The following is a 22222-nucleotide window of genomic DNA, read 5'->3' on the forward strand; positions in this document are numbered from 1 at the left end:
GAGGGCTTAATCGTTCTTCGTGAACCGCCGTGGTACGGAACCGTATGCCCGGTGGTGTGAGAGGACGGGGGAGGCGACTCCCCCTCCTACTCGATGAAGCTTGCTGTCCGCTGCCCGTCGCGAGGATAAACAAGTCGTCACGGATGGCCCGGCAAACCACAAGTGTCGGTAAATGGTCGGTAACGCCGTTAAACGAGCGTACAACAGGATGGATATCTGGCGAGTTGAGTGCGCCGGGCTTTTTGTATACGCTAGCCGGTCTCTAACTGTTTTACCGGATCCTCTCAGCATGACTGACGCGAAGAAGCAGGCGGCGCTGGACTACCACGCGAAACCCATCCCCGGAAAGCTGTCGGTGGAGCTTACCAAGCCCACCGCCACGGCCCGGGATCTGGCCCTGGCCTACAGCCCGGGGGTAGCGGAGCCGGTTCGCGAGATTGCCCATGATCCGGAGAACGCCTACCTGTATACCGGCAAGGGCAATCTGGTAGCCGTGATCTCCGACGGCAGCGCCATCCTCGGCCTCGGTAACTTGGGGCCGTTGGCCAGCAAGCCGGTGATGGAGGGCAAGGGGGTGCTGTTCAAGCGCTTCGCCGGCATCAACTCGGTGGATATCGAGGTCAATGCCGAGAGCCCGCAGGCCTTCATCGACACCGTGGCACGCATCGCCGATAGCTGGGGCGGCATCAATCTCGAGGATATCAAAGCTCCGGAGTGCTTCGAGATCGAGCAGGCGCTGATCGAGCAGTGCAGCATCCCGGTCTTTCACGATGACCAGCACGGTACAGCCATCGTCACTGCCGCGGGTATGCTCAATGCCCTGGCGATCGCCGGCAAGTCGCTGGACAGCGCGCGCATCGTCTGCCTGGGGGCCGGCGCCGCGGCCATCGCCTGCATGAAGCTGCTGGTCTCCTGCGGCGCGCATCCCGAGAACATCGTGATGCTCGACCGCAAGGGGGTGATCCACAGCGGTCGCGAGGATTTGAACCCGTACAAGGCGATGTTCGCCATGGAGACTGACAAGCGCACCCTCAGCGATGCCATCGAGGGCGCCGACGTCTTCGTTGGTCTCTCTGGCCCTGGTCTGATGAATGCCGACCACATCCGCCGCATGGCCCCCCATCCGGTGGTCTTCGCCTGTACCAACCCCGACCCGGAGATCCATCCCGACGTGGCTCGTGAGGCGCGCCCAGACGTGATCATGGCTACCGGTCGCTCCGACTACCCCAACCAGGTCAATAATGTGCTGGGGTTTCCCTTCATCTTCCGCGGCGCGCTCGATGTCCGCGCCACCCGCATCAACGAGGAGATGAAGGTCGCCGCCGTGCATGCCCTCAAGGATCTCGCCCGCGAACCGGTCCCGCCGGAGGTCCTGGTGGCCTACGAGAAGCGCGCGATGAGTTTCGGGCCGGAGTACATCATTCCTACCCCGGTGGATATTCGACTGCTGGGGCGAATCTCCTCGGCGGTGGCGCAGGCGGCAGTGGATTCCGGGGTGGCACGCAAGCCCTATCCTGGCCACTATCCGTTGAAGACCGTGGATGACGTGTACGGCGTCTGACGTCAAAGCCGAAGGACGTTCAACACAAGGCCGACCCCACCAGGGTCGGCTTTGTGTTGTGTCCCTATGGGATAGGATCTTACAGGGGCCGACGGCACGGCCCCAGAGTGGGTCCAGAAGGGAGAGGGGTGCCAAGAAGAAAGGGCTCAGAAGATGGCCTCATAGGCGCCGGTACCCTGGGAGCCGCTCTCACGCTCCACCGCGCGTTCGACGCGGCGTGGCTGGACGTCGGGCAGGTGTTCGGCCATGAACAGCTCCTCGATACCGCCTTGCTGGTCAGCGCGCAGCAGGCGCCCGGTATCGGGGTCAACACGCTTGGTGACGACGTTCTCCGGGCGCTCGGGCCAGTGCTCTGGCTGGCCTTCCAGGGCCTTGCCCATGAAGTCCATCCAGATCGGCAGGGCGGCCTGGGCACCATACTCGGCGGTCGAGGAGTTGTCGTCCTTGCCGACCCAGGCGGTAGTCACCAGTTTGCTGTTGAAGCCGGCGAACCAGGCGTCGCGCTGGTCATTGGTGGTGCCGGTCTTGCCGACGATGTCGCTGCGGCCAAGTTCCAGCGCCTTGCGTGCCGTGCCATGCTCGACCACATCGCGCAGCATGTCGCGCAGGATGAAGACGGCGGCAGGGTCGGCGACGCGGGGCGCGACCGCATAGATCTCACCGTCGCGCTCGACGGTCTGCTGACCGTCCACACAGTCACGACAGGCAACGCGTGGCTGGGCCTCATCGACGACGGTGGCGTCATTGCCGCGGGTCACCCGCTCGATGAACCAGGGCGATACCTTGAAGCCGCCGTTGGCCAGCACTGCGTAGGCATTGGTCATCTCCAGCGGCGTCAGGCTGGCACTGCCCAGGGCCAGGGAGAGGCCGCGCGGTAGCTGGTCGGGGTCGAAGCCGAAGCCTTCCAGAAAATCAATGGTGCGCTCCAGACCCAGCGATTGCAGCACGCGGATGGTGACCAGGTTGCGCGAGCGTGCCAGGCCTACCCTGATCCGGGTCGGGCCGAGGAAGTCACCGCTGGAGTTCGCTGGGCGCCATAGCTCGTTGCTGCCGTCCTTTACCACCACGGGAGCGTCGTTGACCACGCTGGCCGGGTTCATCTCGCCGCTATTGAGTGCCGCCAGGTAGATGAAGGGCTTGAAGATCGAGCCTGACTGTCGGCGTGCCTGGGTGGCACGGTTGAACTTGCTGGCATCGAAGTCGAAGCCGCCCTGCAGGGCCAGAATGGCCCCGGTATCGGGGGCCATCACCACCAGCGAACCTTCGACATCCGGGCGCTGGGAGAGACGCCAGCTGCCGTCTTCCCGCTGCAGGATACGCACCAGGTCGCCGCGGCTGGCGATCTCGCCCGCCGTACCCGGGGCGCTGCCACGGCTTCTGGCGCTGCGATAGGGGCGCGCCCACTCCAGGCCGGCCCAGTCAAGGCTAAGCAGTTCGCCGCCACGAGCCAGCACCTGCATCTTACGGACTTCGCTGCGTACCACGATGGCCGGTTGCAGGGGGCCATAAGCAGGGGTGCGTTCGAGCACCTGTAGCCAGTTGCTTACATCGCCCTCGATGCCCTCGACCTCGGTCTGACTGCGCTCGGCGGCGCGCCGGGCGGTCTGCATGATCTCGGGGGAGGTGGCGAGCTCCTCCTCGAGGCCCTCGCGCCCGGTCTGCTCTTGAGCCTCGGCCAGGCTGGGCGGAATATCGGTCTGCTCGGGGCCGCGCCAGCCATGCCGGGTATCATAGGCGATCAGCCCGTTGGCCAGGGCCTGACTCGCCAGTGGCTGCAGGGTGCTGTCCAGCGTGGTGTGGATGCGGTACCCGCCGGTGTAGGCCTGATCGGCATAACGCTCGACGGCGAACTGTCGCGCCATCTCGGCGACGTAGTCGGCCTCCACCTCGAGTTGGGTGAGGTGGCGCCGCGCGGTCACTGGTGCCTGCACGGCATCCTCGTAGGCGACCTGGTCAATCATCTCCAGCTCACGCATGCGAAACAGGATCCAGTTGCGGCGGATCAGCGCGCGTTCGGCATTGGCCAGCGGATTGAAGGCGGAGGGTGCCTTGGGCAGTCCGGCGATCATCGCCTTCTCGGCCAGGGTCAACTCATCCAATGGCCGGTCGTAGTAGACCTCTGCCGCAGCGGCGATGCCATAGGCGCGATTGCCCAGGTAGATCTTGTTGACGTAGAGCTCGAGAATCTCCTCCTTGGAGAGGATCTGTTCCATCTGCAGCGCCAGCAGTATCTCGCGGATCTTGCGGGTGAAGGTCCGGTCGAGGGTGAGCAGGTAGTTGCGCGCCACCTGCATGGTGATGGTCGAGCCACCGGACTGGATGTCACCGCCGCTGGCCATCAATTCCACCGCAGCGCGCGCCAGACCCTTGGGGTCGACGCCATGGTGCTCGAAATAGGTGGCATCCTCGGCAGCCAGCAGGGCCCCGATGAGTTCCTGGGGAATCTCGTCATAGGAGATCGGCATGCGGCGCTCCTCGCCGAACTCGCCGATCAGCTTGCCGTCGCGGGTGAAGATGCGCAGCGGGGTCTGCAGCTCGAAATTCTGTAACTGACGCACATCGGGCAGGCCGGGCGTGAAATAGAGGGCGGCACCCACCACGCCCAGGCCGGCGGCGGCCGAAAGCGAGACCAGCAGCCAGAGGAAGGAAACGACCAGGGTTCTGAGTAACTTCATGAAAACACGGTATCCATGCGGGGGAGAGGGTCTGAAGTGCGGCGATGAAGATGACTTTCCCTTGCGGTGGCCATTATAGGAATCCATAGGGGTGGTCACCAGCGTTGATGCCGGGAGGCCCCTTCATTCGTGTGAGATTGGTCAATATCATGTAGTGTTCGTTTTCTTCCGCGCCGATTTGCAGTGGGTACTCATAATAATGACGGTGCGCCGCATGGATCAGGCAGGGGCATGACGCAACATGCGACTGAGAGCATCCAGCAAGGGACTGGTCGGTGTCGATATCACTTCGGCAACTGTCAAGGTCATCGAGCTCAAGCGTGCAGGTGATCATTACCAGGTTGAAAGCTATGCGGTTCGGCCTCTGCGCGAAGGCGCTGTTATCGAGCGACGGATCCGCGACATGCCGGCCGTGGTGGACGCACTGAAGCGCGCTATAGAACATGCACGGCCTGGATCACGCAACGTAGCGGTGGCGGTACCAGCCAGTGCCGCCATCACCAAGACCCTCACCTTGGCCGCCTGGCTCGATGATGACGAGATCGAGGCGTACATCGAAATGGAATCCGACAAGCACATCCCGTTTCCGTTCAGTGAGGTCGTCTTCGACTTCCAGCGGCTGGGCCTCAATTCGCGTTACGGCGACCAGCAGGACGTGTTGCTGGTCGCCTGTCGTCAACAGGATGTCAACCAGCTGACCGAGGCCATATTGCAGGCCGGCATTACCCCGGCGGCGGTGGACGTCGAGACCTTTGCTATGGAACGTGCCTTCCAGGAGCTGCGCCACCAGTTGCCTGCGGACGAGAGCGAGCAGCAGTGCGTGGCTCTGGTGGACATCGGCGCTACCATGAACGCCTTCCATGTGTTGCGCGAGGGGCGCGTCACCTACAGCCGCGATACCGTATTCGGTGGCCGCCAGCTGACCGACGAGATTCGCAGCCGCTATGGGCTGAGCCTAGAGGAGGCGGGCCTGGCCAAGAAGCGCGGTGGTCTGCCCGATGACTATCAGCACAGCGTACTCGATCCCTTCGTTGACACCCTGGTCCAGCAGGTGGGCCGTTCGTTGCAGCTCTACTACACCGCCGGGCGCAAACAGCAGGTACGGCGAATGATCCTGGCCGGGGGCACCAGCGTGCTGCCGGGGCTGGCCGAGCGGCTGGCCGAGGAGAGCGGCATGCCGGTGGTGATCGCCAACCCCTTCCGACGCATGAAGGTGAATCCTCGCATCGATGCTCCAACCCTGGCCGAGGATGCGCCGGCCATGCTCACGGCGTGCGGTCTGGCGATGAGAGTAGGCAAATGACCATCGAGATCAACCTGCTCCCCTGGCGGGAGGAACTTCGGGCCCGGCGCAGCAAGCGCTTCTACCTGGCGCTGGCATTGATGGCGATGATCGGGCTTGGCAGCGGTTATGGCATGACCTGGTACTATCAGCAAGAGACCGAGGCGCAACGTCAGCGAAACGCCCATATCGAGTCCCAGAGTCGTCAGCTCGACACCGCGATTCGCGAAATCAGCGAGCTCGAGAAGAGCCGTGATCAGATGCTCGAACAGGTCCGCCTCTTCACCGAACTGCAGAACGGGCGAACCCAGACGGTCCATGTGCTGGAGGATCTCACCACCAGCCTCGAGGAGGGGGTGTATTACACCCAGCTCTCACGACAGGGAGACACGTTACGCCTCTCCGGCCTGGCTCAGAGCAATGCCCAGGTGTCTGACCAGCTTCGGCGTCTTGCGGCCGCGGCTTCCTTTACCGAACCGGTGCTTTCCGAGGTGGAAGCCACGGGTGGGGGAGAGCGTCGTCGCTTCAGCCTCAGCATGAGCCAGCGCATGCCCCAGGCGTCAGCAGCCTCTGAGGGCAGTGCTGACCGGGAGGGGGCATGAGTCTCAAGGCCGAGATGCGCCGGCTGCGCGAGCTGGATTGGCGCGAACTGGATATCAAGGAAGCGGGCATGTGGCCCTGGTCGCTGCAGCTGCTGTGCTGCCTGCTGGTGCTTGGCGGGATCTTCTTCGCCATGCACTGGTATCTCGCCGGCCCCGCCAGGCAACAGCTGCAGCAGGCCCAGGCCATGGAGGTCAAGCTGCTCGGCGATTATCGCAGCAAGGCCGCCCAGGCGGCCAATCTCGATATGATGCGTGAGCAGATGAACATGCTTGAGGCGCGGATGGTCACCCTGCGTGAGATGTTGCCCAGCGGCGCCGAGGTACCGGCGCTGATCGACAGCATCACCGAGACCGCGCTCGATAATCAGCTGGAGATCGATTACATCCGTCTGCGTGACACCGCGGCGCGCGAGCATTATGTCGAGCAACCCTTCGATATCCAGGTGCGTGGCGACTACCATCGGATCGCCGCCTTTCTGGCCGGAGTCGCCGGCCTGCCGCGTATCGTTACCCTGCACGACATGACGCTGACGCCCGAGGGCGAAAATGGCCAGAATCTTCGCCTGTCGCTGCTGGCACGCACCTACCGCTATCGCCAGCGTGAAAAGGATGTGCCATGAACCCTGGCTACCTGCTCCTGCTCGTCGTCGTGCTGACACTGCTCGTCGGTTGTGCCGAGCCCCGTCTGGGTGAACTTGATCGCCAGCTGGCCGATATCCGTCGCAATCCCGGGGCGCCACACAACATCGTCTTGCCCGAGATACCCGAATTCGAGCCCGTGCCCTACGCCGAGGCTGACCAGCGCAGTCCCTTCATGCCCCAGCGGCCCGAGGCCCAAGCGCGGGCTCAGGGGTCCAATGAGCTCGCACCCGACATGACTCGGCCCCGCGAACCCCTCGAAGCCTATCGGCTCAGTGAGCTCCAGCTGGTGGGAACCCTGGTCGAGGGGGGGCAATCCTCTGCGCTGGTGCGCGCCCCAGATGGCCAGGTGCATCGGCTTCGGGTTGGCAACTATCTGGGTAGTGATTTCGGTCGCATCACCAGCATTACCTCCTCGTCAGTGCAGCTGATCGAGGTGGTACCGACCGGACGCGGTGACTGGGTCGAGCGCACCACGCAGCTGACATTCGACAACTAGACATCCTGAGGCCATGCCTTCGGAGGGGGGTGGCACGGGCCAGCAGGGAAAAGGAACAGGGAAAGGAACAATGCAACCGATGATTCGTGGTCTCGTGCTCATGACACTGCTGGTGGTCTCCTCGACGGCTGTGGCGGCTTCCACCCTCACCGACTTGACATTCCACCAGGGCAGTGACGGCGCGCTTGACGTGGATTTCGACTTCCAGGGGCCCGTGCCAGAGGTGCGCGGCTATCGCCTCGACGCTCCGCCCCGGCTGACCATCGACCTGATGGATACCGACAGCGCCCTGGAGCGTCGTCGCGAGGAGCTCAGCATCGGCGGCGTCGAGCGAGTCACGGTCCTGGAGGCCGGGTCGCGCACGCGCCTGGTCTTCGATCTGGAAGGCTCCCTATCTTACGATACCCGCCAGCAGGGTGACCGCCTGCGCCTCTCCATCGGCGGCGGTGCCGGGCCCCCATCGTCGACTATGAGCGCCTCGGCCACGGCTTCCCCCGTCTCGTCCAGCCCCCGTCGCGCTACGACCTCGGCCTATACCCCGCCCAGCATCCAGGATATCGACTTCCGGCGTGGCGAGGATGGAGCCGGGCGACTGGTCGTCACTTTCGACCGAACCGGGGTAGACGCCCGGGTTCGCGAGAGCGGGCGCAACCGCATCATCGCCGAGCTGCGCGGCGTCCAGCTGCCGCCCTCCCTGAATCAGGTCTACGATGTGAGTGATTTCGGCACCCCTCTGCAGCGCATCACGCCGCAAGTGGGGCGCGATGGCGTCACTCTGGATATCCAGGGCGAGGGCGGCTTCGCCATGCTCTCCACCCTGAGCGGTCGTAAGCTGACCATCGAGGCTCAGCCGATCACCCCGGCGCAGCGCGAGCAGCGCATCCGCGAGCAGTTCCCTTATACCGGCGAGCGCATCACCCTGAACTTCCAGGACATCGAGGTGCGCTCGGTGCTGGCGGTCATCGCCGATTTTACCGGCCTCAACCTGGTGGCCAGCGACAGCGTGACCGGTCGCGTCACCCTCAATTTGCAAGACGTCCCCTGGGATCAGGCGCTGGATCTGGTGCTCAAGAGTCACGGCCTGGCCAGCCGTCAGCAGGGCAACGTGATCGTGGTGGCGCCGGCCGCCGAGCTCGCCCAACGTGAGCAGATCGAGCTTCAAACGCGCGAGCAGCTCGCGACCCTGGCGCCGCTGGAAACCGAGTACATCCAGGTGAAGTATGCCAAGGCCGCCGAGCTGGCGGCCTTGCTGCGAGCCGAGAGCGGCTTCGGCCTACTGACCGAACGTGGTCGGGTGGCCGTCGACCCGCGCACCAATACCCTGCTGCTTCAGGATACTGCCGAGCAGATCGACCGCATCATGCAGACCCTGCAGCAACTCGACGTGGCGGTGCGCCAGGTGCAGATCGAGGCGCGCATCGTCATCGCCCGGGATAGCGCGACCCGGGAGCTGGGGGTCAACTGGGGACTCTCCAACAATGAAACTGGCTTGCCCGGCGGTGGAGGCACGCCCAATGGCCTCAATGCCCAAGGCGCCTCGAGCGGTGTGGCCAGCAATGGCGGTCTAGCCGTGGATATGGGCAGTGCTGACGTCGCCAGCACCACTTTCAGCTTCGGCTATCTTTCCGGTGATGTCCTGCTCGACCTGGAGCTGCGCGCCCTGGAGAGCGAAGGCAAGAGCCAGACCATCTCTCAGCCTCGGGTGATCACCGCCAACCAGCGTCCTGCCGTGATCAAGCAGGGCACCGAGATCCCCTATCAGGAGGCCGCTTCCAGCGGGGCCACCAACGTCGAGTTCAAGGAGGCGGTGCTGTCTCTGGAGGTGACCCCGCAGATCACGCCGGACAACCGCATCATCATGGACCTGGTGGTCAGCAACGATACGGTGGGGGAGCTGTTCAACGGCGTGCCCTCCATCGACACGAACTCCATCGAGACCCAGGTGCTGGTTGACAACGGCGAGACCGTAGTGCTGGGCGGCATCCTCACCACCGAGGAGGTCCGCAACCTGTTCAAGACGCCCTTCTTCGGCGACCTGCCAGTGCTCGGAAACCTCTTCCGCTATACCGAGAACACCAACGATAAGGTAGAGTTGCTGATATTCATCACTCCACGAATACTGGACGACAACCTGGCCATTCGCTGATGCAGGCACTTCCCAACCTCATACTGATCGGCCCTATGGGGGCCGGCAAGAGCACCATCGGCCGCCTTCTGGCGGCCGAGCTGTCACGTGAGTTCTATGACAGCGACCACCAGATCCAGGCGCGCTGCGGTGCCGACATCCCGTGGATCTTCGATGTCGAGGGCGAGGCGGGTTTTCGCGACCGCGAAACCCAGATGATCCGCGAGCTGACCCGCCACGAGGGCGTGGTCATCGCCACCGGTGGCGGTGCCGTGCTGCGCGAGGAGAACCGCCGGCTGCTGCGCGAAAGCGGCAGCGTCATCTACCTGCTCACCACCGTGGAACAGCAGCTGCGGCGTACCGCCAAGGATCGCAACCGCCCGCTGCTGCAACGCGGCGACCGCGAGCAGCTGCTGCGCGAGATGTTCGCACTGCGTGACCCTCTCTACCGTGCCACGGCCGACGTGGTGGTGCGTACCGACCGACGTGGCCCACGGGCCGTGATCAACGAGATCGTGCGGCGCATCACGCGTCTGGTCGATCCCCTGCAGTGCAAGGCCTGAGCCCATGAACGATTCCCAAAATGCCCCGATCACCCTGGAGGTATCGCTGGGCGATCGCAGCTATCCCATCCATATCGGCCCCGGATTGCTCGGTGATCCTCGCTGGCTCGCGCCCTACCTGGCAGGTCGCCAGGTCATGGTGGTCACCAACGAGACGGTGGCCCCCCTCTACCTGGAGCGCTTGACCCAGGGGCTGGACGCTGACCTCGAGGTCAGCACCCTGGTATTGCCCGACGGCGAGGCCACCAAGACGCTGGCCAGCGTCGAGCGGATCTGGGATGCCCTGCTGGCGGCCGGCTTCAATCGCCGTTGCACGCTGGTGGCCCTGGGCGGCGGGGTGATCGGCGACATGGTCGGTTTCGCCGCGGCCTGCTACCAGCGCGGCGTGGCCTTCGTGCAGGTGCCGACCACGCTGCTTGCCCAGGTCGACTCCTCGGTGGGCGGCAAGACGGGGGTGAACCACCCGCGGGGCAAGAACATGATCGGCGCCTTTTGGCAGCCCCAGGCGGTGCTGGTCGATACCGACACCCTGGTGACGCTGCCCCCGCGAGAGCTATCTGCGGGGCTCGCCGAGGTGATCAAGTACGGCCTGATCCGCGATGCCGACTTCCTGGCCTGGCTGGAAGCGCAGATGGTCGCGCTGCGCGGCCTCGACGCCGCCGCCCTGACTCAGGCCATCGAGCGCAGCTGTGCGCTCAAGGCCGAGATCGTCGCCGAGGACGAGACCGAACAGGGGGTGAGGGCGCTGCTCAACCTGGGCCATACCTTCGGTCATGCCATCGAGGCCCATCAGGGCTACGGCAGCTGGCTGCACGGCGAGGCTGTGGGCGCCGGCATGCTGATGGCCGCCGAGCTCTCCCGGCGGCTGGGTTGGCTGAGCGATGCTGAGGTGGCGCGTACCCGGGTGATCATCGAGGCCGCGGGCCTGCCGCTGGCCGCCCCGGCCAGCATGGGCGTGGAGGACTTCCTCGCCATCATGCGTCTGGACAAGAAGAACCTCGACAGCCGCCTGCGCCTGATCCTGCTGCGTACCCTGGGCGAGGCCTGCATCCATGACGCGACGCCCCCCGAGACCCTGGCCGCGCTGATCGAGGCGTTTCCTCGCCGCTGAGGATGGCATCGCCCTCACCATCGGCCGACGCCCGCCCCGTGCGGGCGTCGTCATGTCTGGAGGAGGGAGGAGAGGGAGGTCGGCGGCCTCGCCCTCGAGTATCCGCATGGCGTATGCTGTATCGGCATGGGAAAATCGCGCCAATATAGACCAACGTCTGGTGCGGATTCAGACTCTTTGAAGGGATCTTGTTGGTGCTTTCAAGCTATTGAGTTGGCAGGTTTTTTTGGATTGTCGTTGATGCAAGTCGCGGATTTTCTGATGGTTTTTCACGAAATCCGCGAGGTGCAATATTGCGCGGTGAGGGCGGCTCTGGCTATGCTGGTCGGCCTTTTGTCCAGCAGTCGTGCGCCCGCTTCGGGCGCAGCATGAAAAAAGAAAAATTGTCTACAATAGCATGTAATGACTGCAAAAAAAACCCTTCAACCCGAGGCACGCCCATGAACAGAGGTCTTCATCAGCCCGGCGAGTTCCGCGACAACTGCGGGTTCGGCCTGATCGCCCAGATGGAGGGCCAGGCCAGCCACGACCTGCTCAAGACCGCCATCGAGTCCCTGACCTGCATGACCCACCGTGGCGGCATCGCGGCAGACGGCAAGACCGGCGATGGGTGCGGGCTGCTGCTGCAGATGCCCGATGCCTTCATGCGCGACGTCGCCAAGGAATCTCTCGGTGTGGAGTTGGGCGAGCACTTCGCCGTGGGCGTGGTGTTCCTGCCCGACGACGACGCCCGTGAGGCCCGCGGCCGCGAGACCCTGGTCGCCGAGCTCGAGGCGCGTGGCCTGCGGGTGGCCGGCTGGCGCGACGTGCCGGTGGATGCCAGCGTTTGCGGGCCCATGGCGCTCGACTGCCTGCCGCGGATCCGTCAGCTGTTCGTCGAGGCGGGAGGTGAGGAGGTCGGCCACTTCGACGTGGACCTGTTCATGGCCCGCCGCCGCGCCGAGCAGGCGCTGCGTGACGACGAGGACTTCTATGTCTGCTCGCTCTCCCGCGAGGTGGTCTCCTACAAGGGGCTGATGATGCCGGTGGACCTGCCGGCCTTCTACCCCGACCTGGGTGACGAGCGCCTGGAGACCGCGATCTGCGTCTTCCACCAGCGCTTCTCCACCAACACCGCGCCGCGCTGGCCGCTGGCCCAGCCGTTCCGCCTGCTGGCCCACAACGGCGAGATCAACACCGTTGAGGCCAACCGGGGCTGGGCCAACTCGCGCAAGGAGAACTTCTTAAGCGACAGGCTGCCCGATATTGCCGAGCTCGACGAGATCGTCAACACCTCCGGGTCGGACTCCTCGAGCATGGACAACATGCTCGAGGTGCTGCTCACCGGGGGCATGGAGCTGCATCGGGCGGTGCGCATGATGGTGCCGCCGGCCTGGCAGAACGTGGAGCTTATGGACGGCGACCTGCGCGCCTTCTACGAGTACAACTCCATGCACATGGAGCCCTGGGACGGCCCCGCCGGGGTGGTGATGACCGATGGTCGCCAGGCGGTCTGCATGCTCGACCGCAACGGGCTGCGCCCGGCCCGCTGGGTGATCACCCGCAACGGTTACATCACCCTGGCCTCGGAGATCGGTACCTACGGCTACAAGTCCGAGGATGTGGTGGCCAAGGGGCGTGTCGGCCCGGGCCAGATACTCGCCGTGGATACCGAGACCGGCGAGGTGCTGCATACCTCTGACATCGACGAGCGCCTCAAGTCGGCCTATCCCTACAAGCGCTGGCTGAAGCAGGAGGCCCAGTACCTGGAGTCGGCGCTGACCGAGCTCGCCAGCTTCCAGAACATGGACCCCGAGGCGCTGCTCACCCAGCAGAAGATGTTCCAGGTCAGCTTCGAGGAGCGCGACCAGGTGCTGCGCCCGCTGGCCGAGAGCGGCCAGGAGGCCGTGGGCTCCATGGGCGACGACACTCCCATGGCAGTGCTCTCCAGCAAGCAGCGGATGCTCACCGACTACTTCCGCCAGAAGTTCGCCCAGGTCACCAACCCGGCCATCGACCCGCTGCGCGAGGCGATTGTGATGTCGCTGGAGACCTGCATCGGCGCCGAGCTCAACGTCTTCAAGGCGACTCCGGAGCACGCTCATCGCATCATCCTGACCACGCCGATCCTCTCGCCGCGCAAGTTCGCCGCCCTGGTCAACCAGGACGATCCGGCCTTCGCCAGCCACACCCTCACGCTTGGCTACGATCCCGAGGAGCTCGGCCTCAAGGGCGCGCTCCATGAGCTCTGCCGCCAGGCCGAGGAGGCGGTCAACGACGGCAAGGTGGTCCTGGTGCTCTCCGACGCCGAATTGGGCAAGGGGCTGCTGCCCATCCATGCGGCGCTGGCCGTGGGCGCGGTGCACCACCACCTGGGCCGCCTGGCCCTGCGCCCGCGCTGCAACATCGTGGTGGAGACCGGCTATGCCCGCGATGCCCACCAGATGGCGGTGCTGTTCGGGGTGGGGGCCACCGCGGTCTTCCCGTGGCTGGCCTACCAGGTCATGGCTGACATGCACCACACCGGCGAGCTTGTCGGCAACCCCGCCGATGCCCGGGAGAACTACCGCAAGGGCCTGCAGAAGGGGCTGTTCAAGATACTGTCCAAGATGGGCATCTCGACGCTCGCCTCCTACCGCGGCTCCCAGCTGTTCGAGGCGGTGGGCCTCGCCTCGGAGGTGGTCGAGCTGTGCTTCACCGGCATGGCCTCGCGCATCGAGGGCACCGGCTTCAGCGAGCTGCAGCTGCAGCAGGAGCTGCTGGGGCGCGAGGCCTGGACGCCGCGCAAGGGAGTCGTCCAGGGCGGCCTGATGAAGTACGTGCATGGGCACGAGTACCACGCCTACAACCCCGATGTGGTCATGTCGCTGCAGGAGGCGGTCCAGCAGGGCAACTACGCCAAGTGGAAGAAGTTTGCCCGGCTGGTCAACGAGCGCTCGCCGGCCACTCTGCGTGACCTGCTCGGGCTCAGGCCCGCCGCCGAGCCGCTGCCGATGGAGGAGGTCGAGGCGGTCGAGGACCTGCTGCCGCGCTTCGACAGTGCCGGCATGAGCCTCGGCGCCCTGTCGCCCGAGGCCCACGAGGCGCTGGCCCAGGCCATGAACGAGGCCGGCGGGCGCTCCAACTCCGGCGAGGGGGGCGAGGACCCGGCCCGCTACGGCACCATCCGCTCCTCCAAGATCAAGCAGATCGCCTCCGGGCGCTTCGGCGTCACGCCGGCCTACCTGGTCAATGCCGAGGTGCTGCAGATCAAGGTGGCCCAGGGTGCCAAGCCCGGCGAGGGCGGCCAGCTGCCCGGCGGCAAGGTCAACGAGCTGATCGCCCGGCTGCGCTACTCGGTGCCCGGCGTGACCCTGATCTCGCCGCCGCCGCACCATGACATCTACTCCATCGAGGACCTGGCGCAGCTGATCTTCGACTTGAAGCAGGTCAACCCCGACGCCCAGGTCTCGGTAAAGCTGGTCTCCGAGCCCGGCATCGGCACCATCGCCACCGGCGTGGCCAAGGCCTACGCCGACCTGATTACTGTTTCGGGTTACGACGGCGGTACCGCGGCGAGCCCGCTGACCTCGATCAAGCACGCCGGCAGCCCCTGGGAGCTGGGCCTGCCCGAGGTCCACCAGGCGCTGCGCATCAATGGTCTGCGTGACAAGATCCGCCTGCAGACCGATGGCGGCCTGAAGACCGGCCTCGACGTGGTCAAGGCGGCGATCCTCGGCGCCGAGAGCTTCGGCTTCGGCACCGCGCCGATGGTGGCGCTGGGCTGCAAGTACCTGCGCATCTGCCACCTCAACAACTGTGCCACCGGCGTGGCCACCCAGATGCAGTACCTGCGCGACGAGCACTTCCGCGGCACCGTGGACATGGTCAAGCACTACTTCCGCTTCATTGCCGAGGAGGTGCGCGAGCTGATGGCCCTGCTGGGGGTGCGCAAGCTCACCGACCTGATCGGCCGTACCGACCTACTGGAAGTGCTGGAGGGCGTCACCGCCTCCCAGCGCAAACTCGACCTGTCGGGGCTGCTGGGCAACGACTTCGTGCCGCAAGATGCGCCGCAGTTCTGTGCGGTCAGCCGCAACGCCCCCCACGACCCGGGGGCTAAGAACCAGGAGGTGCTCGAGGCCCTCGCGGATGCCATCGAGGCGAAGTCTGGCGGCGAGTTCGCCTTCACCATCACCAACTGCGACCGCAGCGTCGGGGCACTCACCTCCGGGGCCATCGCCAAGCGCTATGGCGAGGCGGGCCTTGAGGATGCACCGCTCACCGTGCGCTTCACCGGGGTGGCCGGTCAGAGCTTCGGTGTCTGGAACGCCCGCGGTCTCAACCTCTACCTGGAGGGCGATGCCAACGACTATGTCGGCAAGGGCATGAACGGCGGCAAGGTGGTGATCGTGCCGCCCGCCGGCAGTGCCTTCGAGAGCCACCGCACCGCCATCGTCGGCAATACCTGCTTGTACGGCGCCACCGGCGGCAAGCTGTTCGCCGCGGGGACCGCCGGCGAGCGTTTCGCGGTGCGCAACTCCGGTGCTCATGCGGTGATCGAGGGTGCCGGCGACCACTGCTGCGAGTACATGACCGGTGGCCTGGTCTGCGTGCTCGGCGAGGTGGGCGTCAACTTCGGGGCGGGCATGACCGGCGGCTTCGCCTACGTACTCGACGAGGACCGCGCCTTCGTCGACAAGTACAACCATGAACTGGTGGAGATTCACCGGGTAAATACCGAGGCCACGGAGGCCTATCGGCGTCATCTGCGGGAGGTCATCGAGGAGTACGTCGGCGAGACCGGCTCCGCGCGCGGCCGCGCGATTCTCGAGGACTTCAGCGACTTCGTCCGTCACTTCTGGCTGGTGAAGCCCAAGGCCGCGAGCCTGGGCAGCCTGCTGGCCCAATCCCGGCGTCAGCCGGAATAAGAGTCGGCGTCAGCCGGAGTAGGTGAATCGGCGTCAGCCGGAATCAGCCGCCGCCGAGACGACGAGATCGCCCCGCAGACATCAGGAGCAGAGACCATGGCTAACCGCTTGAGCAACGACTTCCAGTTCATTGACGTGGGTCGCCAGGACCCGCAGAAGAAGGACGCCCGCACCCGTGCGCGGGAGTTCGCCGAGATATATGAACCCTTTAAACCCCAGGAGGCGGCCAGCCAGGCGCACCGCTGCCTGCACTGCGGCAATCCCTACTGCGAGTGGAAGTGCCCGGTGCACAACTACATCCCCAACTGGCTGCAGCTGGTCAGCGAGGGCAATATCCTCGAGGCGGTGGAGCTGTGCCACAAGACCAACTCCTTGCCCGAGGTGTGCGGGCGGGTCTGTCCCCAGGATCGGCTCTGCGAGGGCGACTGTACCCTCAACGACGGCTTCGGCGCGGTGACCATCGGCTCGGTGGAGAAGTACATCACCGATACCGCCTTCGCCATGGGCTGGCGCCCGGACCTCTCCCGCGTCACCCCGACCGGCCGCAGGGTGGCGGTGATCGGTGCCGGCCCCGCGGGGCTGGGCTGTGCCGACATCCTCATCCGCAACGGCGTCAAGCCGGTGGTATTCGACAAGTACCCGGAGATCGGCGGGCTGCTGACCTTTGGTATTCCCGAGTTCAAGCTCGACAAGACGGTAATGGAGCGCCGACGGGCCGTCTTCGAGGAGATGGGGATCGAGTTCCGCCTCGGCGTCGAGGTGGGCAAGGACATCGCCTTCGATCGCCTGCTCGAGGAGTACGATGCCGTCTTCCTGGGCATGGGCACCTACACCTACCTGGAGGGCGGCTTCCCCGGCGAGGACCTGCCCGGTGTGTACAAGGCCCTCGACTACCTGATCGCCAACGTCAATCACTGCCTGGGTTTCGAGAAGGACCCGCGGGAGTTCACTTCGCTGAAGGGCCAGCGGGTGGTGGTGCTGGGCGGCGGCGATACCGCCATGGACTGCAACCGCACGGCCATCCGCCAGGGCGCCACCAGCGTGACCTGCGCCTACCGCCGTGACGAGCAGAACATGCCCGGCTCCAAGCGCGAGGTGGCCAACGCCCGCGAGGAGGGGGTGGAGTTCCTGTTCAATCGCCAGCCGGTGGCGGTGGTCGGCGAGGGCAAGGTCGAGGGCGTCAAGGTCGTGCGCACCCGCCTGGGTGAGCCCGACGAGAACGGCCGGCAGCGCCCGGAAGTGGTGCCCGGCTCCGAGGAGATCATTCCCGCCGACGCGGTGGTGGTGGCCTTCGGCTTCCAGCCGAGCCCGGCGCCCTGGTTCGAGACCGTGGGCATCGAGGTTGATGAGCGCGGCCGGGTGAAGGCGCCAGAGAAGGGGGGGGTTCATGCCTTCCAGACCACCCACGAGAAGGTCTTTGCCGGCGGCGACATGGTGCGTGGCTCCGACCTGGTGGTCACCGCCATCTACGAGGGTCGCCAGGCCGGCGAAGGCATCCTCGACTATCTGGAGGTGTGAGGCCTCGACGACGCTAAGCCGGCGGTTTCGGGGCTTTTGTCCTCACGACGGCTTGCCCGGTGACAGGGCGGCACAGAAACTCTCGGGCCTCAGCGTCGACCTGTCCCCGGCGCCTCTCGCTTGCGCTTGGGATAACGGTGATCGCCCTGTCTCTCTCATGCCACCATCTTGCCTTCCTTACACATTGAAACGGAAGTGAATCACGTCACCGTCCTGAACGATGTAGTCCTTGCCCTCCAGACGCCACTTGCCGGCATCCTTGGCGCCCTGCTCGCCACCCAGCGCAACGAAGTCCTCATAGGCGATGACCTCGGCGCGGATGAAGCCCTTCTGGAAGTCGCTGTGGATCACCCCGGCGGCCTCGGGGGCGGTGGCTCCCACCCTGACCGTCCAGGCACGCACCTCCTTGACTCCGGCGGTGAAGTAGGTCTGTAGCCCGAGTAGGGCATAGCCGGCGCGGATCACCCGGTCGAGCCCCGGCTCCGCCATGCCCATCTCGTCGAGAAACATGGCACGTTCCTCGTCTTCCAGTTCGGCGATCTCGGCCTCCAGCTGGTTGCATACCGGCACCACCACGGCGCCTTCCTCGGCGGCGATCTCGTTGACCACGTCGAGGTAGGGATTGGCCGCGAAGCCATCCTCGTTGACGTTGGCGATGTACATGGTGGGCTTGAGGGTCAAAAAACCGAAGCTCTTGAGCTGGCGCTTCTCGTCGTCGTCGAGGCCGACGCTTCGCAGCGGCAGGCCCTCGGCCAGGTGGGGCTGGATACGTTCGAGGATCGCCTTGGTGGCGATGGCCTCCTTGTCGCCGCCCTTGGCCACCCGCACCAGGCGCTGGATGGCACGCTCGACGGTGTCGAGGTCGGCCAGCGCGAGCTCCATGTTGATGATCTCGATATCGGCGCGCGGATCGACCTGGTTGGCGACATGGATCACGTTGTCATTATCGAAGCAGCGCACCACATGGGCGATGGCCTGGGTTTCGCGGATGTTGGCCAGGAACTTGTTGCCCAGCCCCTCGCCCTTGGAGGCGCCGGCCACCAGCCCGGCAATGTCGACGAACTCCATGGTGGTGGGGATCACCTTCTGTGGCTTGACGATCGCTGCCAGGGTATCGAGACGCGGGTCGGGCATCGGCACGATGCCCACATTGGGCTCGATGGTGCAGAAGGGGAAGTTCTCGGCGTCGATGCCGGACTTGGTCAGCGCATTGAACAGCGTGGACTTGCCGACGTTAGGTAGGCCGACGATACCGCAGTTGAAACCCATGGGAGTGTCCTGAAAAGCGTGTTCATGAGAGCAAAATGGCGAGTATTCTACTCGACAGAGCCGTAAGCCATAAGCTGTAAGCTGCAAGAAAAGCCGTACCGTTGAGCAGGGGGTGACGTACCGCTTATAGCGCCAAACTTACAGCTGGCTTTTCCGTCTCAGGCGGAAAAGCTGTGCAGTCGGTTCATGGCCTTGGCCCAGTCGCCGGCCACGGCCTGGGGCAGGGTGGCCAGGCATTCGTCGATGGCGGCGTCGATGGCGGCGCGCTCGGCCTTGCCGGGCCGGCCCAGCACGTAGTTCGTCACCTGGCGACTATCGCCGGGATGGCCGATACCGATGCGCAGGCGGTGGAACCCCTTGTCGTTGCCCAGGGCGCGAATGATGTCGCGCAGGCCGTTGTGCCCGCCATGACCCCCATCGGTCTTGTAGCGCGCCGTGCCTGGCGGCATGTCGAGCTCGTCGTGGGCCACCAGCAACGCATCCGGCGCCAGTTTGAAGAACTGGCAGAGGGCCGCCACAGCGGCGCCGCTGCGGTTCATGAAGGTGGTGGGCGCGAGCAGGTGCAGCTCCTGGCCATCCAGCTGGACCCTGGCATGCAGGCCCAGGAGCTTCTTTTCCGGGCGCAGCTCGCCGCCCGCCGCCCGGGCCACGGCCTGCACCAGCCAGGTGCCTGCGTTGTGGCGAGTGGCCTCGTAGTCGGCGCCGGGATTGCCCAGTCCAATGATTGCCTTCACCTGGCTCATTGCGTGTCACTCCAAAAAAATCAAGCGCCGAGGCGCTTGATCGTTGAAGGAAGGGGCCATGCCAGGCAAGGCCCCGGCCAGGCGCGCTTACTCGGCGCTGTCTTCGCCTTCCTCGCCTTCACCGGCTTCCTCGCCTTCTTCCGTTTCGCGGACCGTGGGCTTGCTGATGCTCAGCACGGCGTTGTCGTGATCTTCGCCATGGCTGAGCGCCACCAGGGTGACGCCGGCCGGTAGGTTGAGGTCGGAAAGGTGCAGGGTGGTGCCCAGCTCGACCTCGCTGATGTCGACCTCCAGGAAGTCGGGCAGGTCCTTCGGCAGGCAGCTGACTTCCACCTCGTTGGAGAGCACATGGAGCTCACCGCCCTCGTCCTTGATACCCTTGCACGTCTCCTCGCCCACCACGTGCAGCGGCACGCGCAGGGAGATCTCGTGGGTGGCATCGACGCGCAGGAAGTCGGCATGGGTAATCAGCGGCTTGAAAGGGTGACGCTGCAGGTCTCGCACCACCACCTGCTGGGGCTTGCCATCCACGTGAAGGTCGATCACGGAAGAGAAGAACGCCTCGTCTTCCAGCGCCTTGTAGAAGCTGGTCTTGTCGACGGCGATGGGCTGCGGTGTCTGCTCGCCACCATAGATGATGGCCGGCACCTGTTCGTTCGCACGACGCAGGCGGCGGCTCGCACCTTTCCCCAGGTCGTGACGAACGCTGGCATTGAGTGTGTAATCGGACATGAAGTTGCCTCTTTCTGGAAGTAAGGAAAGCGTCGTGGCCCGCGACCAGGCCACGGCGTTTCCGGGAGCCCCGCAGGGCATGTGTCCCGCACCCTGTCCCGCCGAGCGAGTCTCGGTGGACCCGCGTTCAGTGGAACATAGCGCTGACGGATTCCTCGTTGCTGACCCGGCGGATCGCCTCGGCGATCAGTCCGGCGACACTGAGCTGGCGGATCTTACCGCTGCGTCGCGCGGTATCGGAAAGGGGGATGGTGTCGGTCACTACCACCTCGTCGAGCACCGCGTCGGTGATGTTGTCCACCGCCGGCCCCGACAGAATCGGGTGGGTGGCGTAGGCGACCACGCGTCGAGCGCCGCGCACCTTGAGCGCCTCGCCGGCCTTGCACAGGGTGCCGGCGGTGTCGATCATGTCGTCTACCACCACACAGGTGCGGTTCTCGATCTCGCCGATGATATGCATCACCTGGGCCTGATTGGCCGAGGGACGACGCTTGTCGATGATCGCCAGGTCGGCATTGAGCTGCTTGGCGATGGCGCGCGCCCTCACTACGCCGCCGACGTCCGGCGAGACCACTACCAGATCGTCGTAGTTCTGGCGCTCGATATCATCGAGCAGGATCGGTGAGCCGTAGACGTTATCTACCGGCACGTCGAAGAAGCCCTGGATCTGGTCGGCATGCAAGTCCATGGTCATGACTCGGTCGACACCGGCCTTGACCATCATGTCGGCGACGATCTTGGCCGAGATCGGCACGCGCGCGGAACGCACGCGGCGATCCTGTCGAGCGTAACCAAAGTAGGGCACCACGGCAGTGATCCGCGTGGCAGATGCCCGGCGCAGGGCGTCTACCATCAGGATCAGTTCCATCAGGTTGTCATTGGTCGGTGCGCAAGTAGACTGCAGGATGAAGACATCCTTGCCTCGCACGTTTTCGTTGATCTCGACCGCGACTTCGCCATCGCTGAACTGGCCGACCGAGGCATTGCCCAGGTGGGTGTCCAGGCTCTCGGCAACCTTTCGGGCGAGTTCGGGATTGGCGTTGCCGGCGAAAACCATCAATTTTGACACGCGCAGCCACCTTTACTGTGTGGGGTCGTCAGGGCTCGGGTCGAGAGTCGTTGCGAGTTGCCTCGGCGAGCGGGTTTATCGACCCAGCGCCGCATGCAGAGGTGAGCGATTCAGGCCGCGTGCCTTGAAGGCCTGCCAGCCGTCGGGAAGCTCGACCAAAAGCCGGTCTGCCGCTGCCTCGTCATCTAGCCAGGCAAAGATGCAGGCACCCGTGCCGGTCAACATGGCCGGGGTTCGGCTCTCCAGCCAATCGAGGGCACGCGCCACCTCGGGGTAGAGTTTCCGTACGGTAGGCTCGCAGTCGTTGCGCCAGCTTGACGCTCCCTCCTGCAGGGCGCGCGCCATAGTAATCGGGGGGGTATGGCGTGTCAATTGCGGCGCCCCGAACACCGCCTGGGTGGCGACCGTCACGCCGGGGTGGATCACCACGAACCACGGGGTGTCGAGCGCGATCGGAGTGAGGTGTTCGCCGATTCCTTCGGCCCAGGCGGCATGCCCATGCACGAACACCGGGACGTCGGCCCCCAGGCTGAGGCCGAGCTCGGCCAGCGGCGCAAGCTCAAGGCCGAGTCCCCACAGGGCATCGAGGCCGAGCAGGGTGGTGGCGGCATCAGAGCTGCCGCCACCCAGGCCGCCGCCCAGAGGCAGACGCTTCTCCAGATGCAGGTCGGCGCCGAGCCGACAGCCGCTTGCCTCCTTCAGCAGGCGGGCTGCACGCAGGATCAGGTTCGTCTCGTCGGGCACCCCGGGCAGGGTCGGTGTGAGGCGCAGCTCGCCATCTTTGCGGCTGCGCAGACTGAGGGTGTCGCCGTGATCCAGGAACTGGAACAGCGTCTGCAGCTCGTGGTAGCCATCCGGCCGTCGGCCGGTGATGTGCAGTAGGCGGTTGAGTTTAGCCGGCGCCGGTAGCACCCGTGTCTGGGTAAGGTGGCTGGTCGGTGACAT

Annotated in this window: 16 protein-coding genes; 10 read left to right on the top strand and 6 right to left on the bottom strand. The window is 65.1% G+C overall.

Annotated elements, in window-relative coordinates:
• The first annotated feature begins 289 nt into the window (after nt 1–289).
• Nucleotides 290–1561 (top strand): malic enzyme-like NAD(P)-binding protein, encoded by a 1272-nt coding sequence (locus tag DFO68_RS04280; RefSeq protein WP_133482412.1) that lies wholly within the window; start codon nt 290–292, stop codon nt 1559–1561.
• 146 nt (nt 1562–1707) lie between these two features.
• Here DFO68_RS04280 and DFO68_RS04285 read toward each other — a convergent pair whose 3' ends face one another.
• On the bottom strand, nt 1708–4236 hold the full coding sequence (locus DFO68_RS04285) for a penicillin-binding protein 1A (RefSeq protein ID WP_133482414.1): 2529 nt from the start codon (nt 4234–4236) through the stop codon (nt 1708–1710).
• Nucleotides 4237–4477: 241 nt separating this feature from the next.
• On the opposite strand from DFO68_RS04285, the gene pilM reads away from it, so the two are divergent.
• The 9 genes from pilM (at nt 4478) to DFO68_RS04330 (ending at nt 17464) form a co-directional block, all read left to right on the top strand.
• Nucleotides 4478–5539 (top strand): type IV pilus assembly protein PilM, encoded by a 1062-nt coding sequence (gene pilM, locus DFO68_RS04290; RefSeq protein ID WP_133482416.1) that lies wholly within the window; start codon nt 4478–4480, stop codon nt 5537–5539.
• Complete coding sequence (locus DFO68_RS04295; RefSeq protein ID WP_133482418.1) at nt 5536–6120, top strand: PilN domain-containing protein; 585 nt, start codon at nt 5536–5538, stop codon at nt 6118–6120. Before pilM ends, DFO68_RS04295 begins: the two co-directional genes overlap by 4 nt.
• The gene (locus DFO68_RS04300) at nt 6117–6740 is read left to right on the top strand and encodes a type 4a pilus biogenesis protein PilO (protein WP_133482420.1); all 624 of its coding nucleotides are present in this window, start codon (nt 6117–6119) and stop codon (nt 6738–6740) included. Before DFO68_RS04295 ends, DFO68_RS04300 begins: the two co-directional genes overlap by 4 nt.
• Nucleotides 6737–7258 carry a pilus assembly protein PilP gene (locus DFO68_RS04305; RefSeq protein WP_133482422.1) on the top strand — a complete coding sequence of 174 codons (522 nt, stop codon included), beginning with the start codon at nt 6737–6739 and terminating at the stop codon, nt 7256–7258. The genes DFO68_RS04300 and DFO68_RS04305 overlap by 4 nt, the downstream gene beginning before the upstream one ends.
• A gap of 70 nt (nt 7259–7328) precedes the next feature.
• On the top strand, nt 7329–9404 hold the full coding sequence (pilQ, locus tag DFO68_RS04310; protein ID WP_133482423.1) for a type IV pilus secretin PilQ: 2076 nt from the start codon (nt 7329–7331) through the stop codon (nt 9402–9404).
• Nucleotides 9404–9946, top strand: a complete 543-nt coding sequence (gene aroK / locus DFO68_RS04315) for a shikimate kinase AroK (RefSeq protein WP_133482425.1) — start codon at nt 9404–9406, stop codon at nt 9944–9946. The genes pilQ and aroK overlap by 1 nt, the downstream gene beginning before the upstream one ends.
• 4 nt (nt 9947–9950) lie before the next feature.
• Nucleotides 9951–11057 (top strand): 3-dehydroquinate synthase, encoded by a 1107-nt coding sequence (aroB, locus tag DFO68_RS04320; RefSeq protein ID WP_133482427.1) that lies wholly within the window; start codon nt 9951–9953, stop codon nt 11055–11057.
• 440 nt (nt 11058–11497) lie between these two features.
• On the top strand, nt 11498–15946 hold the full coding sequence (gltB, locus tag DFO68_RS04325; RefSeq protein WP_133482429.1) for a glutamate synthase large subunit: 4449 nt from the start codon (nt 11498–11500) through the stop codon (nt 15944–15946).
• Nucleotides 15947–16042: 96 nt separating this feature from the next.
• Complete coding sequence (locus tag DFO68_RS04330; RefSeq protein WP_133482431.1) at nt 16043–17464, top strand: FAD-dependent oxidoreductase; 1422 nt, start codon at nt 16043–16045, stop codon at nt 17462–17464.
• 177 nt (nt 17465–17641) lie between these two features.
• Here the strand turns inward: DFO68_RS04330 and ychF are convergent, their stop codons facing one another.
• The 5 genes from ychF to ispE form a co-directional block, all read right to left on the bottom strand.
• Nucleotides 17642–18733: a redox-regulated ATPase YchF gene (ychF, locus tag DFO68_RS04335; protein WP_133482433.1), complete on the bottom strand. Its 1092-nt coding sequence runs from the start codon at nt 18731–18733 to the stop codon at nt 17642–17644.
• A gap of 158 nt (nt 18734–18891) precedes the next feature.
• Nucleotides 18892–19476 carry an aminoacyl-tRNA hydrolase gene (gene pth / locus DFO68_RS04340; protein WP_133482435.1) on the bottom strand — a complete coding sequence of 195 codons (585 nt, stop codon included), beginning with the start codon at nt 19474–19476 and terminating at the stop codon, nt 18892–18894.
• An 87-nt stretch (nt 19477–19563) separates the two neighbouring features.
• A complete protein-coding gene (locus DFO68_RS04345; protein WP_133482436.1) occupies nt 19564–20208 on the bottom strand; it encodes a 50S ribosomal protein L25/general stress protein Ctc in 645 nt (214 codons plus the stop codon).
• A gap of 127 nt (nt 20209–20335) precedes the next feature.
• Nucleotides 20336–21277, bottom strand: a complete 942-nt coding sequence (locus tag DFO68_RS04350) for a ribose-phosphate pyrophosphokinase (protein WP_208107354.1) — start codon at nt 21275–21277, stop codon at nt 20336–20338.
• Between the two features lie 75 nt (nt 21278–21352).
• Entirely contained in the window at nt 21353–22222 is an 870-nt protein-coding gene (ispE, locus tag DFO68_RS04355; RefSeq protein ID WP_133482438.1) for a 4-(cytidine 5'-diphospho)-2-C-methyl-D-erythritol kinase, read from the bottom strand.

This window comes from Halomonas ventosae (genome assembly GCF_004361885.1).
Lineage (GTDB): Bacteria > Pseudomonadota > Gammaproteobacteria > Pseudomonadales > Halomonadaceae > Halomonas > Halomonas ventosae_C.